Raw genomic sequence first — 14,443 nt, 5'->3', positions numbered from 1 at the left:
CCGGCAGATTCTGGAGAATGAGTATGGCAACCATTGATGTGTTTGATATCAGCAAGAACAAAGTGGGTGAAATGGATCTCAATGACACCGTCTTCAACGGCGAGGTCAAAGGATATCTCATCCATGAGGCTATAAAGGTTCAACTTGCAAATCGCCGTGCGGGAACCGTATCGGTAAAGAACCGTTCCAATGTGTCCGGTGGCGGCAGGAAGCCCTATCGCCAGAAAGGTACCGGCCAAGCCCGTCAGGGTTGCATTCGCGCACCGCACTTTGTCGGTGGCGGCGCAGCTTTCGGGCCCCGGCCGAAAGTGTACAGCCTCTCGATGAATAAGAAGGCACGCAAGGCGGCCGTACGGTCTGCTCTTTCGATGCTGTACAAGGAAAACAAGCTGTCCGTTCTCGACTCCTTTACTCTCCCGTCCATCTCGACCAAGGGGTTCGTGACGGTGCTGAAGGCATTCGATCTGGCCAAGACCCTCGTAGTTGTGGACGAGCCCAATTCCAACCTTGAACTGTCGGCCCGCAACGTGAAAGATGTCAAAGTACTCAAGGCAGAGCATCTGAATGTGTTCGATATCGTCAAATATAACAACATCATCGTTACCCAGTCGGCTGTTCGTACGATCGAAGGAGTGTTGCAGTCATGAACCTGTACGACGTGATAAAGAAGCCACTCATCACTGAGAAAACAACCATCGAGAAGGATTCGAAGAACGTCGTATCCTTCGAGGTCGATCGCGACGCGAACAAGATTGAGATCAAGGAAGCCGTTGAAAAGCTTTTCAAGGTCGAAGTCGCCGAAGTAAAGACGGTCAATGTCGCTGGGAAAGTAAAGCGTTTCGGCCGCCACTATGGCAAGCGTTCCAACTGGAAGAAGGCGTACGTGACCCTGAAAGAGGGTAGCAGCGTCGATTTCTTCGAAATATAAACCTGAGCAGTGGAGTGACATACCATGGCGATCAAGACATATAAACCTACTTCGGCGGGCCGCAGACACCAGACGTGCTCTGCCTTTGATGAGATTACGAAATCAACCCCCGAGAAGTCTCTCATTGTCACCATAAAGAAGACCGGCGGCCGTAACAGCTTCGGCAGGATCACTGCCCGTCATATCGGTGGTGGACATAAGCAAAAGTACCGCATAATCGATTTCCGCAGGAATAAAGTGGAGATCCCGGCAAAAGTTGCGAGCATCGAATACGACCCCAACAGAAGCGCACGGATTGCTTTGCTCCACTATGCGGACGGTGAAAAGCGCTACATCCTTGCTCCGCTTGATCTCAAGGTGGGTGACAGTATCATTGCCAGTTCCAATGCCGATATCAAGCCGGGCAATGCACTTCCTCTTCGCGCCATTCCGCTGGGCACGATCATCCATAACATCGAGCTGAAAATCGGGAAGGGCGGGCAGCTTGCCCGCAGTGCCGGTACCTTTGCCCAGCTCATGGCCAAAGAAGGCAAGTATGCCCAAGTGAAGCTCCCGTCCGGCGAAGTGCGGATGGTGCTGCTTGACTGCATGGCTACTATCGGACAGGTCGGCAATATCGATCACGAGAATGTGTCCATCGGGAAAGCGGGGCGCTCCCGCTGGCTTGGACGCAGGCCCACAGTTCGTGGCGTTGCCATGAACCCGGTTGATCACCCCCATGGTGGTGGTGAGGGTCGTACCTCTGGTGGTCGTCATCCCGTTACTCCGTGGGGTATCCCGACTAAGGGTTACAAGACTCGCAAAAACAAGACATCATCACGTTTCATCGTTAAGAAGCGTACGAAATAACAACAATAGTCCAAAGGATTGACACCATGGCTCGTTCGATAAAAAAAGGTCCCTTTGTAGATGATCATGTCGCCAAGAAGGTTGCCGCAGAAAGTGCCGGCTCCAAAAAGGTTATCAAGACATGGTCCAGGCGCTCTACCATTACTCCTGATTTCATCGGATTGACCTTTGCCGTGCACAACGGGAAGAAATTCATCCCCGTTTTCGTCACTGAAAACATGGTGGGACACAAGCTTGGCGAATTCGCCCCGACGCGGACCTTTCACGGTCATGCGGCCGATAAGAAGAGCAAGCTCAAGAAGAAGTAATTCTTAAAAGGAGCATTCACAGATGGAAGCCAGCGCAAAATTGACATTTGCCCGCCTTTCACCGCGCAAGACCCGTCTTGTCGTAGATATGGTCAGGGGCAAGGGAATACAGGACGCACTCACTATTCTGCGTTTTTCGCCGCAGGCGTCTGCGAAACTCGTATCCAAGCTTCTTCGGTCAGCTGTTGCCAATGCCGAGCAGAAAGGCGCTTCAGATGTTGACCGCCTCTACGTGAAGAGCATTTCTGTGGATGGCGGGCCGGTGCTCAAGCGTTTCGTACCGCGGGCAATGGGCAGGGCAAGCAAAATCAGAAAACCGACCAGCCACATCACGGTGGTTCTGGCAGACAAGTAATAACGACTGGAGGTGGTGTCTTGGGTCAGAAAGTAAATCCTGTTGGATTCAGGCTTGGTGTTATACGGACGTGGGATTCCCGGTGGTACGCGGAGGCCGATTACGCGAAGCTTCTGCACGAAGATCTCAAGCTTCGTAATTTCCTTAAAAAACGTCTCTACAATTCAGGTGTCTCCAAGATAGAGATCGAGCGGGCCGCGAACAAGGCCAAGATCAACATCTATACCGCCCGGCCCGGCCTTATCATAGGCAAGAAGGGTGCCGAGGTGGAAACCCTGAAGAAAGAGCTCGCCAAGCTCACTGACAAAGAGATCTACCTCAACATTCAGGAAGTAAGGAAGCCTGAGCTTGATGCGCAGCTCGTGGCGGAGAACGTTGCCCTGCAACTTGAGCGTCGAGTGGCATTCCGTCGTGCGATGAAGAAGAGTGTTACTTCGTCCCTCAAGTTCGGCGCCAAGGGCATCAGGATAACCTGCTCGGGACGTCTTGGCGGGGCTGAAATGTCGCGGACCGAGTGGTATCGGGAAGGCAGGGTTCCGCTTCATACGCTGAGAGCGGATATCGACTACGGTTTTGCGGAAGCGAAGACCACCTACGGTATTATCGGTGTCAAGGTCCTCATCTTTAAGGGCGAAGTTCTCCCCGGTCAAAAATAGAAACAGGAGCTTTTAGCAATGTTGATGCCCAAAAGAGTTAAGCATAGAAAGCAGATGAAAGGGCGCATGAAGGGAGATGCGCAACGCGGCGCTACCCTCGCGTTCGGGGAATTCGGTCTCCAGGCTACGGAATGTGGCTGGGTTGATTCACGCCAGATCGAGGCCGCCCGTATCGCCATGACCCGTTATATTAAGCGGGGAGGCAAAATCTGGATTCGGCTCTTCCCGGACAAGCCCCTCACGTCTAAGCCTGCTGAAACTCGTATGGGCAAGGGCAAGGGTTCCCCTGACTCCTGGGTATGCGTTGTGAAGCCCGGCAAAGTCCTGTATGAGATGGAAGGGGTTACCGAAGAGATCGCACGCGAGGCATTCCGCCTTGCTGCCCATAAGCTTCCTGTTGGAACGAAATTCATCTCCAGGAAGGATGGCCATGAAAGCTAGTGAATTGAAAAATAAATCATTGGAAGAGTTGACGACTAAAGCTGCAGAACTCTCGCAAGAGTTGTTCAACCTTCGTTTTCAGCTTCATACCGGGCGGTTGGAGAATACGGCGAAGATATCCTCCGTCAAGAAAGATATCGCCCGGATCAAGACCATCCTTAGTGAGAAAAGAGGCTAAAGAGAGGAAGCTATGAGTCAGCGCGGGAACAGAAAGACCCAGGTTGGGGTTGTTGTCAGTGACAAGATGGACAAGACGGTTGTTGTAAGGGTCTCGCATCTTGTGAAACATCCCGTTTACAATAAGTACATTAAGCGTAGCGTTAAATATAAGGCTCACGATACCGATAACAGTTGCAAAACAGGAGACAGGGTGCTGATCGTGGAAACGCGCCCCCTGAGCAAAGACAAGCGCTGGAAAGTTCGTCAGATTATCGACAGGGTCGAATAGCAGGAGTGTTCACATGATTCAGATGCAAACTGTACTCGATGTGGCGGACAACTCGGGGGCCAAAAAACTTTTCTGCATAAAGGTGCTCGGTGGATCGAAGCGCAAGTATGCCGGAGTTGGGGACGTCGTTGTTTGTTCGGTCAGGGAAGCTGTTCCTAACGCAAAAGTCAAAAAGGGCGATGTGGTCAAGGTTGTAATTGTACGCACCGCAAAGGAAATCGGGCGCCCGGATGGTTCCTACATCCGTTTTGACGACAACTCGGGCGTTGTGATCAACAACCAGCGTGAGCCCGTTGGCACCCGTATTTTCGGGCCGGTCGCCAGGGAACTCAGGGCCCAGAAGTTCATGAAGATCATTTCTCTGGCCCCTGAGGTTCTGTAAATCATCCCCGTGGAGAAAGTTCAATGCTCGATAAAAAGTTTCACATCAAAAAGGGCGATACCGTCTCTGTCGTAACAGGCAAGGACAAGAGTAAGACCGGCACGGTGCTCCGCATCCTTCCGAAAAGAGATGGCGTGCTTGTGGAAGGACTCAATATCGTCAAGCGCCACACGCGTGCACGTGGTAACGAGCCTGGCGGCATAGTCGAAAAAGAGGCCCCCCTCCATGTGTCCAACGTAATGCTCTACTGTGGCAAGTGCGAAAAGCCGGTGAGGGCAAAGAAGACCATCCTCGAAGACGGCAAGAAGGTTCGCGTCTGCGTCAAGTGCGGCGAAGCCTTTGATAAATAGGACTGGAGGGGAAGATGGCAAGGCTTAAAGAGCTTTATCATAAAGAGATCGTCGAGCAGTTGACCAAGGACTTCGGTTATACGAATGTCATGCAGGTGCCCAAGATCGAGAAGATTGTGGTCAACATGGGGCTTGGTGAGGCGATCCAGAACGTCAAGATTCTCGACTCGGCTGTCGAGGAACTTGCCGCCATAACCGGACAGAAGTCCGTCATTACCAAGGCAAAGAAGTCGATCGCCGGGTTCAAGCTCCGCCAGGGGATGCCGATCGGTTGCATGGTTACCCTGCGCCGCGGGAAAATGTATGAATTCCTCGATCGACTCATCAACGTAGCGCTGCCTCGCGTTCGTGACTTCAAGGGCGTTTCTGCCAAGGGGTTCGACGGAAGGGGCAACTATTCGCTTGGTGTTAAAGAGCAGCTTATCTTTCCTGAGATCAACTACGACAAAATCGACAAGATCAAGGGTCTGAACATAACTATTGTAACGTCGGCAAAGACTGATGAAGAGAGTAGAGCTCTTCTCAAGCATCTCGCATGCCGTTCAGGCACTAACATCTGTGGAGGATTACCAGTGGCAAAGACATCAATGATCATAAAGGCTCAAAGGGGAAGCAAATTCAAGGTTCGCGAGTATAATCGCTGCCCTCTGTGCGGGAGACCACGGGCCTATTATCGCAAGTTCGATATGTGCCGGATCTGCCTGCGTAAGCTTGCCTCGGCCGGACAGATACCCGGCGTGATCAAGTCGAGCTGGTAACCAGTTAAACGGTAATAATAAAGAGGAGTACGTTCCATGTCGATGACAGACCCCATTGCCGATATGCTGACGAGGATACGCAACGCCAACATGGCGCGACTGCAAAAGGTCGACATCCCCTCGTCGAACCTCAAGGTGAACCTTGCCAATGTTCTTAAGGCTGAAGGCTTCATCAAGAACTACAAAGTCATAGCTGACAACCGCCAGGGCGTCCTGCGCGTCTATCTGAAGTATATTGACGAAAAGGACCCGGTGATCAACGAAATCAAGAGGGTCAGCAAGCCCGGGAGTCGTGTCTATGTCGGAAGCGATAAGATTCCGAGCGTCAGGAACGGTATGGGTGTAGCGATATTGTCGACCTCCAAGGGACTAATCACCGACAAGTCAGCCCGCGAGGCCGGGGTTGGCGGAGAAGTTCTCTGCACGGTGTGGTAATTATAAGGGATCAAGGAGTCATAACGTCATGTCCAGGATTGGCAAACGTCCTATTGAAATACCGAGCGGAGTCAAGGTCGCGTTCAGTGATTCCGTCCTGACGATCGAAGGGCCCAAGGGGAAGCTGTCACGGCAGGTGATGGATGATGTATCTCTTGAGATCACCCCTTCAAGCATTGAGGTGAAGCGTGCGGATGACGGCCTGAGAGCGCGTGCTGCACACGGCCTCACCCGTACTCTCGTGAACAACATGGTTGTCGGGGTGACAAAGGGTTTTGAGTGTGCCCTCGAAATCAACGGGGTTGGCTACCGTGCCGAGGCTAAGGGAGATGTGCTTAACCTCAGCCTTGGATACTCTCACCCGATTAATTATGCTCTTCCGGCAGGGATTACCGTCGAAGTTGATAAGATGACCAAGCTCCTCGTGAAGGGCATAGACAAGGAACTCGTCGGTCAGACGGCGGCAAAGATCCGCTCGTTCCGCGGTCCTGAACCTACAAAGGGAAAGGGATCAAGTACGCTGACGAGAAGATTTTGAGAAAAGCCGGCAAAACAGGTAAAAAATAGCCGTTAAGGAGAAGAGAATTGAGTCCTCTTGCTCAGAAAAAAGTGGCCCACCTCAAGCGTAAGACGAGGGTGAGAAAGAAAATCCGCGGTACGACCGAGCGTCCGCGTCTTAATGTATTCAAGAGCGCGCAGCACATCTACGCTCAGATCATTGACGACACAACCGGAACCACGCTCGTTTCAGCCTCTACGGTGCAGAAAGAGGCTTCTGACAGCCTGAATCATTGCGGTAACGTCGAAGCTGCAAAGCGGGTTGGCGCCCTGATTGCGAAACGTGCACTCGAAAAGAACATTGCGACCGTAGTGTTTGACAGAAACGGTTTCTTATATCACGGACGAATCAAGGCATTGGCCGATTCAGCCCGTGAAAACGGCCTGACCTTCTAATAGGGATCACAAGGAGGCATCAACTTGTACAAGATCAACCCCAATGATTTGAATCTTACGGACAAGGTTGTCCATATCAGCCGTGTTGCCAAGGTGGTGAAAGGCGGTAGGCGGTTTAGTTTCTCCGCCTTGGTGGTTGTCGGCGACGGCAATGGCCATGTCGGCTACGGACTTGGCAAGGCGAACGAGGTGCCCGAAGCCATTCGCAAAGGGGTGGAGCAGGCAAAGAAGAACTTGGTCAAGGTTCCGATTGTAGAAGGTCATACCATACCCTATGAGGTACTTGGCCACTTTGGCGCCGGCCGTGTGCTTATCAAGCCTGCTTCGGCAGGTACCGGTGTGATCGCGGGCGGTGCCGCCAGGGCCGTCTTCGAAGCGGCGGGTCTGCATAACGTGCTGTCCAAGTGTCTTGGATCCAACAACCCTCACAACGTGGTCAAGGCTGCTTTTGACGGTCTGACGCAACTGCGGAGCCCTGAAGAGATCATGGCACGCAGGGGTGTAGCGGAATAGTGTGAGTTAACGGGGGAACGAATGTCGGCTGAACTTAAAATAACACTTGTCCGGAGTCACATCGGAGCACCCAGCAAGCAGCGTGCCGTGCTCAACGGTCTTGGGCTTACCAAGGTCAACAAAACGGTCGTACTCAAGAACACTCCTGAAATCGCTGGGATGGTGCAGAAGGTGTCCCACATGGTGAAGGTAGAAGAGTAATCTCTCCAGAGGTGTATGAATGGAACTCAACGAACTCAGGCCTGCAGTAGGGGCAGCAAAAGATAGAAAGCGGATCGGTCGCGGACATGGCTCCGGTCACGGCAAGACCGCCACCAAGGGGCACAAGGGGCAGAAGGCCCGCAGTGGCGGTAGCGTCAGGCCAGGCTTCGAGGGCGGCCAGATGCCCATGCAACGGCGACTGCCCAAGCGTGGCTTTACTCCTCTGACCCGTAAGGAATATGCACTCGTCAATATCGGCCAACTGGAAGTATTTGAGGCCGGAAGCTGCATCGACGTTGAAGCCCTTTTGAATGCGGGACTGATCGGTGGAGTCAAGGATGGCCTCAAGGTCCTTGCTGACGGCGATCTGACCAAAGCGCTTACCGTCAAGGCACACAAGTTCAGCGCAAAGGCTAAAGAAAAGATCGCAGCGGCAGGTGGTACTGTCGAGGAGATTTCACTTTGATCGATGCATTTCAGAACATCTTCCGGATACCTGAACTGAAGAAGCGAGTGCTTTTTTCACTGGGGATGCTGGCGGTCTACCGGGTAGGCTGCCATATTCCGACCCCCGGCATCGACAGCAACGCACTTGCGCACTTCTTCGCTCAAGCCCGTGGTACACTCCTCGGGCTTTTCGACATGTTTTCGGGGGGTGCGCTGGAGAAGCTGACTGTCTTTGCTCTGGGCATCATGCCCTATATTTCATCGTCCATCATTTTTCAATTGTTGACGGTGGTTGTGCCTTCCATTGAAAAGTTGTCCAAGGAAGGGGAGTCCGGCAGGAAGAAGATCATACAGTACACGCGTTACGGCACGATAGTGCTCAGCGTGGTGCAGGCCCTCGGCATCAGCATCGGTCTGGAGAGCATGCGCGGCCCGGCGGGTGAGCTGGTTGTCCCCAATCCCGGCTGGGGGTTCAGGTTGATGACAGTGATCACGCTTACCGCCGGCACGGCCTTCATCATGTGGCTCGGTGAGCAGATGTCCGAGAAGGGGGTCGGCAACGGAATCTCTCTGATCATCTTTGCCGGAATAGTTGCGCGGATACCGACGGCCATACTCAATACGGGCCGCTTGATCAAGACGGGGCAAATTTCACTGTTCGTGATTCTGCTCGTTGTGGCGCTGATGTTCTTGGTAATAGCCGCCATCGTGTATGTGGAGCGAGGGCAGCGACGGTTGCCGATTCATTACGCGAAGCGGGTCGTCGGGCTTAAAACATATGGGGGCCAGACCTCGCACCTGCCGCTCAAGGTCAACATGGCCGGAGTTATTCCGCCGATTTTCGCATCCTCCATCATCATGTTCCCGGCCACGGTGGCGAACTTCATCAATGTTCCCTGGGTCCAGACAGTTGCCAAAAGCCTGACCCCAGGCAATTGGGCCTACGAAATCTTTTATGTTGCCTTTATTATCTTCTTCTGTTATTTCTATACGGCTGTTTCGTTTAATCCCGTCGATGTCGCGGAGAATGTTAAAAAGCACGGCGGATACATTCCCGGGATTCGTCCGGGCAAGGAAACATCCGACTATCTTGATCGGGTGTTGACAAAGCTCACCTTTGCCGGGGCGCTGTATATCTCGGCCGTATGCGTTCTCCCGTCTGTTCTTGTCGGCAAGTTCAATCTGCCGTTCTACTTTGGGGGTACCGCTCTTCTCATTGCCGTAGGCGTCGGCATGGACACGGCGGCGCAGATCGAATCCCATCTCATCACCCGAAGCTATGAGGGCTTCATGAAGGGTGTGCGGGTGCGGGGCAGGCGGTAATACTGGCGTGGAGTGTATTGCATGAATCTGGTGTTTCTCGGCCCGCCTGGTGCCGGTAAGGGCACGCAGGCGAACCTGTTAACTCGTGCATATGGGGTGCCGCAGATATCGACCGGCGAGATACTTCGTGCTGCTGTTGCGTCGAAAACCCCGATGGGGGTCAAGGCGAAAGAGTACATGGAGCAGGGGGCGCTTGTCCCTGACAGCGTAGTTGTCGGTATTGTGGAGGAACGGCTGGTCTCTCCTGATTGCGCGTCCGGCTTTATCCTTGATGGATTCCCCCGCACCGTGGCTCAGGCCGATGCGCTGAAGCAGGTGCTCGGTGCGTTGGGCAAGCAGATAGAGCATGTTGTCTCGTTTGAGGTCGACAAGGGAGTGTTGCTGGAGCGTATCGTCGGACGCAGGGTCTGTCGTGCGTGTGGCCGGGCGTTTCACGTCGCGTTTGACCCCCCCCGCGCCGAAGGTGTGTGCGATGCGTGCGGCGGTGAACTCTACCAGCGTGAGGACGACCGCGAAGACACCATGCGGCGCAGGCTTGAAGTATATGATGAGCAGACAGCGCCCCTGAAGTCGTATTACGAGGGCGAAATGCTCCTGCGCAAAGTAAACGCCCTGGAGCCGATCGAAGATGTGCAGCGCCAGATTGCGCTGCTGGTTGAGAGTAGTAACGGGTGATCATACTCAAGTCGCCCCGTGAAATTGAAAAAATGCGTGTGTCCGGCAGAATAGTCGCCGAAGTTCTTGGAATCCTCAAGGCACGCATCAGGCCGGGCATAACCACGCTGGAGCTCAACGAGCTTGCCGAGGCTGAAGCAAGGAGGCGTAAGGCACGGCCGGCGTTCAAGGGGTATAACGGGTTTCCTTATTCGCTCTGTTGTTCGGTTAACGAACAGGTCGTTCACGGTATGCCGAATAGCCGGGAATTGGTCGAGGGTGACATTATCAGCCTCGATTTTGGTGTTGTCGTGGACGGGTTTTATGGCGATGCAGCCATTACCGTTCCGGTGGGAAGCGTAAGGCCAGCGGTGCTCGACCTTCTTGCCGTAACCGAAGAGTCGCTCCAGCGCGCGGTTGAGGCGTCGGTGGTCGGCAACCGGCTTTCAGATATTTCACACGCAGTGCAAAGCTATGTTGAAGCACGAGGCTATTCAGTCGTGCGTGAATTTGTTGGGCACGGCATAGGTAAAAATCTTCACGAAGGCCCCCAGGTCCCCAACTTCGGAGAGCCGGGGCGCGGCGTGAAGCTCAAGGCCGGGATGGTGCTGGCCATTGAGCCGATGATCAACGAGAAGGGGCATCACGTTACAATTCTCAGTGACGGATGGACCGCAGTCACCTGTGACAAAGGTATGTCGGCTCATTTTGAGCACACAGTGGCTATTACGGAAAATGGTCCTGATATACTGAGCAAGTTATAGAACCAGCGAAGCACGTGAAAGGAAATGTCTATGAAAGTCAGGGCATCCGTAAAAAAAATTTGCGACAAGTGCAAAATCGTCAAGCGCAAAGGTGTTGTGCGCGTTATTTGTGAAACCCCGAAGCATTCCCAAAGACAGGGTTAAGAGACTAAGAGGAGGAGCTGGCATTGGCACGCATTGCAGGCATTGACCTACCGAGGAATAAGCGCATTGAGATAGCGCTCACGTACATTTTCGGAATCGGGCGCACGACCGCTCAGCGGATTTTGGCCGAGACCGGCGTTGGCGCCGACACGCGGACCGATAATCTTGCCGAGTCAGAAGTCGCCAAGATCAGGGACTATATCGACAAGAACCTCAAGGTGGAGGGTGATCTCCGCCGTGATGTGTCCATGGATATAAAGCGTCTTATGGATCTTGGATGCTATCGCGGGTTGCGCCATCGGAAAGGGCTTCCGGTGCGCGGCCAACGGACCAAGACCAATGCCCGTACGCGCAAAGGGCCTGCCAGAACTGTCGCAGGCAAGAAGAAATAGAACAAGGATTCTGGAGGAATAATGGCTAGCCCTTCTAAAAAAGTCGTTAGGAAAAAAAAGGAAAAGAAGAATATCCCCAACGGCGTTGCCCATATCCAGGCCACGTTTAACAATACGATCATAACCATCACTGATCCCGTGGGGAATGTCGTGGCATGGTCCTCGGCCGGCTCCAAAGGCTTCAAGGGGTCGCGCAAGAGCACCCCCTTTGCCGCTCAGATCGCGGCTGAGGAGTGTGCACGCAAGGCCCAGGAGCATGGCATGCGGAGCGTGGAAGTTTTCGTAAAGGGACCGGGTTCCGGTCGCGAGTCGGCTCTTCGCGCACTCCAGGCTGCCGGCTTCCACGTCAATTTCATACGGGACGTGACGCCGATTCCCCATAACGGCTGCCGTCCTCCCAAGCGCAGAAGAGTCTAACATTTCTCATTTATAGACACGAATAAGGAGGTCAGAGTTGGCTAGATATACAGGTCCTTCCTGCCGGCTGTGCAGAAGGGAGAACATGGAGTTGTTTCTGAAGGGTGAGCGGTGCTATACCGATAAGTGTGCCATCAAGCGGCGTAACTACCCGCCGGGACAGCATGGGCAGGGAAGGCCGAAGGTTTCCAACTACGGTGTTCAGCTGCGCGAGAAGCAGAAGGTGAGGAGGATATACGGCATCCTCGAGAAGCAGTTCCGGAGCTACTTCCAGGAGGCGGATCGCCTCAAGGGAGTTACCGGTGAGAATCTGCTCTCGCTCCTCGAGCGCCGCCTGGACAATGTGGTGTACCGGCTTGGTTTCGCCGCATCCCGGACCGAGGCCAGAATTCTCGTTCGACACAATCACTTCACGCTGAACGGCAAGAAGGCGAACATCCCTTCGATCCAGCTCCGTGCCGGCGATGTTATCGAACTCAAGGAAAAGAGCCGGAAGATCGCGTGTATCAACGAGTCTCTTGATGCGGTTGTGCGCAGGGGCATTCCCCAGTGGCTTGAGCTTGAGAAGGAAGCTTACAAGGGTGTCGTGAAGATTCTTCCCGTGCGTGAAGACATTACGATGCCGATCCAGGAGCAACTGATCGTCGAGCTCTATTCGAAGTAATGTTCGCATAACCCGTCACAGGGAGGATATACATGTATAGAAACTGGCGCGACCTGATCAGTCCGAAAAAACTTCAGGTTGAAAGCGAGACGCTTACCAATAAATACGGAAAATTTTATGCAGAACCGTTCGAGCGCGGATTCGGCACGACCCTCGGCAATTCGCTCCGCAGGGTATTGCTTTCCTCGCTCCAGGGCGCAGCTATCACCTCTGTAAGGATCAAGGGGGTACTTCACGAGTTTTCCTCCATCCCCGGTGTGACCGAGGATGTTACCAATATCATTCTCAACCTGAAGGGCGTAAGCCTCAAAATGTACGGCACCGAGCCCAAGACCGTACGGATCATTCATAAGGGCGACGGTATCATCACGGCAGGCGACATCATCACCGATCCCCAGGTTGAGATCCTGAATCCCGAGCACCACATCGCCACATGCTCCAAGGATGCGAATTTCGAAATGGAAATGGTGGTGAAGGTGGGCAAGGGCTATGTGCCCGCAGACCGGAACCGCGATGAGAAGGCCCCAGTTGGCACAATTCCTATCGACGCCCTGTTCTCGCCGATCCGCAAGGTTAACTTTACGGTTTCCAATGCCCGCGTCGGCCAGATGACCGATTATGACAAGCTTACGCTTGAGGTGTGGACCAACGGCAGCGTGATCCCGGAAGATGCGGTTGCCTTTGCCGCCAAGATCCTCAAGGAGCAGTTGAGCATCTTCATTAACTTCGACGAGGAAGCCGAACCGAGCGGCGAGGCTGAAGTTGGCGAAGGGGAAAGCCCCATCAACGAGAATCTCTATCGCTCGGTCGATGAACTCGAACTTTCCGTGCGCTCTGCCAACTGCCTCAAGAACGCCGGCATCAAGCTCATTGGTGAGCTTGTGTCCCGGACCGAGGCCGAGATGCTCAAGACACAGAACTTCGGCCGCAAGTCCCTGAACGAGATCAAGGATATACTCGCTGAGATGGGCCTTACGCTTGGTATGAAACTGGAAGGGTTCCCCGATCCGGAAGTCATGCGCAGGCTGCGCGGCGAGCGCAAGGATGAAGAATAATTCGTACGGTTGCCGGAAGAAAGGAACATAGGTCATGCGTCACAATAAGGCGGGAAGAAGGCTGGGAAGAACGACGAGTCACCGTATCGCCATGTTCAGGAACATGGTGACCTCGCTCTTTGCCCATGAGCGGATCACTACGACTGATGCCAAGGCGAAGGAGCTGCGCTCCATAGCCGAGAAGATGATCACTCTCGGCAAAAGGGGCGATCTCCACGCGGTGCGTCAGGCAGCCTCATATATTCGTGACAAGAAGGTTGTCACCAAGCTTTTCTCCACAATCGCACCCCGTTACACGGAGCGCGAGGGAGGTTATACCCGTATCATCAAGCTGGGGATCAGACCCGGTGACTGCGCACCTCTTTCCGTAATCGAACTCGTTGAAGAACAGTTCGAAAAGAAGGTGAAGAAGAGCAAGCCTGCCGCGCCGGCTCAAGCTGTTTCCGCCAAGCCTGCAGTTGAGGAAACGGGCGAAATCGCCGCTGCGCAGCCCCAAGAGCCGGAAGTCGAAATCTCCGAAGTCAAGGACCCGGCAGAGGAGTGCGAAGCCAAGGCCGACTAAACCAGCACGGCAGTTGAGCATGCATCAGAGAGGCACGGTTTACCGTGCCTCTTTTTTTATCTGAACCAGTGCAACACCCTACACATACACGTCAATACGTTCACCTGCACTGCCGGCCACGGCTCCCGCTCCCCTGATGAGCGTGACGGCGGCACGCCCCTCCAGTTTTTGAGACTCCAGTACCGTATCCGCCACAAGTACGGATGATTCTGCTGCTCGCGCAACGGAAATGCCGGATGTTACGCTGCTGATCTCCACGTGTGCCCTCCTCTCCCGCGTCCGGCCACCGAGAGATGAACTCCACCGATAGTCGCCGGGCGTGTCCTTGCATGTCCGCCCTGATATCTCATCGGCGCCAGGCGCCAGGACTTGAGCCGTGGAATGATATGTTCCACGGAACGGCGTTTGCATCATCCCAAGGGAGCGATACAATAATGTTCCTG

Annotated in this window: 26 protein-coding genes and 2 pseudogenes; 27 read left to right on the top strand and 1 reads right to left on the bottom strand. The window is 53.9% G+C overall.

The window, feature by feature from the left end; genetic code table 11:
• Positions 1-23: 23 nt before the first annotated feature.
• From A2G06_13445 to A2G06_13315, 27 genes and pseudogenes are all read left to right on the top strand, one after another.
• Positions 24-647 (top strand): 50S ribosomal protein L4, encoded by a 624-nt coding sequence (locus A2G06_13445; GenBank protein ANA41104.1) that lies wholly within the window; start codon positions 24-26, stop codon positions 645-647.
• Positions 644-928 (top strand): 50S ribosomal protein L23, encoded by a 285-nt coding sequence (locus A2G06_13440; protein ID ANA41103.1) that lies wholly within the window; start codon positions 644-646, stop codon positions 926-928. Before A2G06_13445 ends, A2G06_13440 begins: the two co-directional genes overlap by 4 nt.
• 24 nt (positions 929-952) lie before the next feature.
• Positions 953-1,777: a 50S ribosomal protein L2 gene (gene rplB, locus A2G06_13435; protein ANA41102.1), complete on the top strand. Its 825-nt coding sequence runs from the start codon at positions 953-955 to the stop codon at positions 1,775-1,777.
• A 26-nt stretch (positions 1,778-1,803) separates the two neighbouring features.
• The gene (locus A2G06_13430) at positions 1,804-2,085 is read left to right on the top strand and encodes a 30S ribosomal protein S19 (GenBank protein ANA41101.1); all 282 of its coding nucleotides are present in this window, start codon (positions 1,804-1,806) and stop codon (positions 2,083-2,085) included.
• Positions 2,086-2,107: 22 nt separating this feature from the next.
• Complete coding sequence (locus A2G06_13425; protein ID ANA41100.1) at positions 2,108-2,440, top strand: 50S ribosomal protein L22; 333 nt, start codon at positions 2,108-2,110, stop codon at positions 2,438-2,440.
• Between the two features lie 20 nt (positions 2,441-2,460).
• Complete coding sequence (locus tag A2G06_13420) at positions 2,461-3,096, top strand: 30S ribosomal protein S3 (protein ANA41099.1); 636 nt, start codon at positions 2,461-2,463, stop codon at positions 3,094-3,096.
• Positions 3,097-3,114: 18 nt separating this feature from the next.
• Entirely contained in the window at positions 3,115-3,537 is a 423-nt protein-coding gene (locus A2G06_13415; protein ANA41098.1) for a 50S ribosomal protein L16, read from the top strand.
• Positions 3,527-3,715 carry a 50S ribosomal protein L29 gene (locus A2G06_13410; protein ID ANA41097.1) on the top strand — a complete coding sequence of 63 codons (189 nt, stop codon included), beginning with the start codon at positions 3,527-3,529 and terminating at the stop codon, positions 3,713-3,715. Before A2G06_13415 ends, A2G06_13410 begins: the two co-directional genes overlap by 11 nt.
• A gap of 12 nt (positions 3,716-3,727) precedes the next feature.
• Entirely contained in the window at positions 3,728-3,985 is a 258-nt protein-coding gene (locus A2G06_13405) for a 30S ribosomal protein S17 (protein ANA41096.1), read from the top strand.
• A 13-nt stretch (positions 3,986-3,998) separates the two neighbouring features.
• Positions 3,999-4,367: a 50S ribosomal protein L14 gene (locus tag A2G06_13400; GenBank protein ID ANA41095.1), complete on the top strand. Its 369-nt coding sequence runs from the start codon at positions 3,999-4,001 to the stop codon at positions 4,365-4,367.
• Positions 4,368-4,390: 23 nt separating this feature from the next.
• Positions 4,391-4,717 carry a 50S ribosomal protein L24 gene (locus A2G06_13395; GenBank protein ID ANA41094.1) on the top strand — a complete coding sequence of 109 codons (327 nt, stop codon included), beginning with the start codon at positions 4,391-4,393 and terminating at the stop codon, positions 4,715-4,717.
• A 14-nt stretch (positions 4,718-4,731) separates the two neighbouring features.
• Positions 4,732-5,270: pseudogene (locus A2G06_13390) on the top strand (50S ribosomal protein L5).
• 241 nt (positions 5,271-5,511) lie between these two features.
• Positions 5,512-5,910, top strand: coding sequence for a 30S ribosomal protein S8 (locus A2G06_13385; GenBank protein ID ANA41093.1), 399 nt, complete (start codon positions 5,512-5,514; stop codon positions 5,908-5,910).
• Between the two features lie 28 nt (positions 5,911-5,938).
• Positions 5,939-6,477: pseudogene (locus A2G06_13380) on the top strand (50S ribosomal protein L6).
• Between the two features lie 18 nt (positions 6,478-6,495).
• Positions 6,496-6,864 carry a 50S ribosomal protein L18 gene (locus A2G06_13375; protein ANA41092.1) on the top strand — a complete coding sequence of 123 codons (369 nt, stop codon included), beginning with the start codon at positions 6,496-6,498 and terminating at the stop codon, positions 6,862-6,864.
• A gap of 24 nt (positions 6,865-6,888) precedes the next feature.
• Complete coding sequence (locus tag A2G06_13370) at positions 6,889-7,377, top strand: 30S ribosomal protein S5 (GenBank protein ANA41091.1); 489 nt, start codon at positions 6,889-6,891, stop codon at positions 7,375-7,377.
• A gap of 21 nt (positions 7,378-7,398) precedes the next feature.
• A complete protein-coding gene (locus A2G06_13365) occupies positions 7,399-7,578 on the top strand; it encodes a 50S ribosomal protein L30 (protein ANA41090.1) in 180 nt (59 codons plus the stop codon).
• A 19-nt stretch (positions 7,579-7,597) separates the two neighbouring features.
• Complete coding sequence (locus A2G06_13360) at positions 7,598-8,044, top strand: 50S ribosomal protein L15 (GenBank protein ID ANA41089.1); 447 nt, start codon at positions 7,598-7,600, stop codon at positions 8,042-8,044.
• Complete coding sequence (locus A2G06_13355; protein ANA41088.1) at positions 8,041-9,348, top strand: preprotein translocase subunit SecY; 1,308 nt, start codon at positions 8,041-8,043, stop codon at positions 9,346-9,348. The genes A2G06_13360 and A2G06_13355 overlap by 4 nt, the downstream gene beginning before the upstream one ends.
• 21 nt (positions 9,349-9,369) lie before the next feature.
• On the top strand, positions 9,370-10,023 hold the full coding sequence (locus tag A2G06_13350) for an adenylate kinase (protein ID ANA41087.1): 654 nt from the start codon (positions 9,370-9,372) through the stop codon (positions 10,021-10,023).
• Entirely contained in the window at positions 10,020-10,766 is a 747-nt protein-coding gene (locus tag A2G06_13345; GenBank protein ID ANA41086.1) for a type I methionyl aminopeptidase, read from the top strand. Before A2G06_13350 ends, A2G06_13345 begins: the two co-directional genes overlap by 4 nt.
• Positions 10,767-10,796: 30 nt before the next feature.
• Positions 10,797-10,910, top strand: coding sequence for a 50S ribosomal protein L36 (gene rpmJ, locus A2G06_13340; GenBank protein ID ANA41085.1), 114 nt, complete (start codon positions 10,797-10,799; stop codon positions 10,908-10,910).
• A gap of 23 nt (positions 10,911-10,933) precedes the next feature.
• Entirely contained in the window at positions 10,934-11,302 is a 369-nt protein-coding gene (locus A2G06_13335) for a 30S ribosomal protein S13 (GenBank protein ANA41084.1), read from the top strand.
• 21 nt (positions 11,303-11,323) lie between these two features.
• Positions 11,324-11,719 (top strand): 30S ribosomal protein S11, encoded by a 396-nt coding sequence (locus A2G06_13330; protein ANA41083.1) that lies wholly within the window; start codon positions 11,324-11,326, stop codon positions 11,717-11,719.
• A 37-nt stretch (positions 11,720-11,756) separates the two neighbouring features.
• A complete protein-coding gene (locus A2G06_13325; protein ANA41082.1) occupies positions 11,757-12,383 on the top strand; it encodes a 30S ribosomal protein S4 in 627 nt (208 codons plus the stop codon).
• A 32-nt stretch (positions 12,384-12,415) separates the two neighbouring features.
• Complete coding sequence (locus A2G06_13320; protein ANA41081.1) at positions 12,416-13,438, top strand: DNA-directed RNA polymerase subunit alpha; 1,023 nt, start codon at positions 12,416-12,418, stop codon at positions 13,436-13,438.
• Between the two features lie 34 nt (positions 13,439-13,472).
• Entirely contained in the window at positions 13,473-14,000 is a 528-nt protein-coding gene (locus A2G06_13315; protein ID ANA41080.1) for a 50S ribosomal protein L17, read from the top strand.
• 78 nt (positions 14,001-14,078) lie between these two features.
• Here the strand turns inward: A2G06_13315 and A2G06_13310 are convergent, their stop codons facing one another.
• Positions 14,079-14,345, bottom strand: coding sequence for a hypothetical protein (locus A2G06_13310; protein ID ANA41687.1), 267 nt, complete (start codon positions 14,343-14,345; stop codon positions 14,079-14,081).
• Between the last annotated feature and the right edge of the window lie 98 nt (positions 14,346-14,443).

The organism is Geobacter anodireducens (assembly GCA_001628815.1).
GTDB classification, from domain to species: Bacteria; Desulfobacterota; Desulfuromonadia; order Geobacterales; family Geobacteraceae; genus Geobacter; species Geobacter anodireducens.
This window is presented reverse-complemented; position numbering and strand designations above follow the sequence as displayed.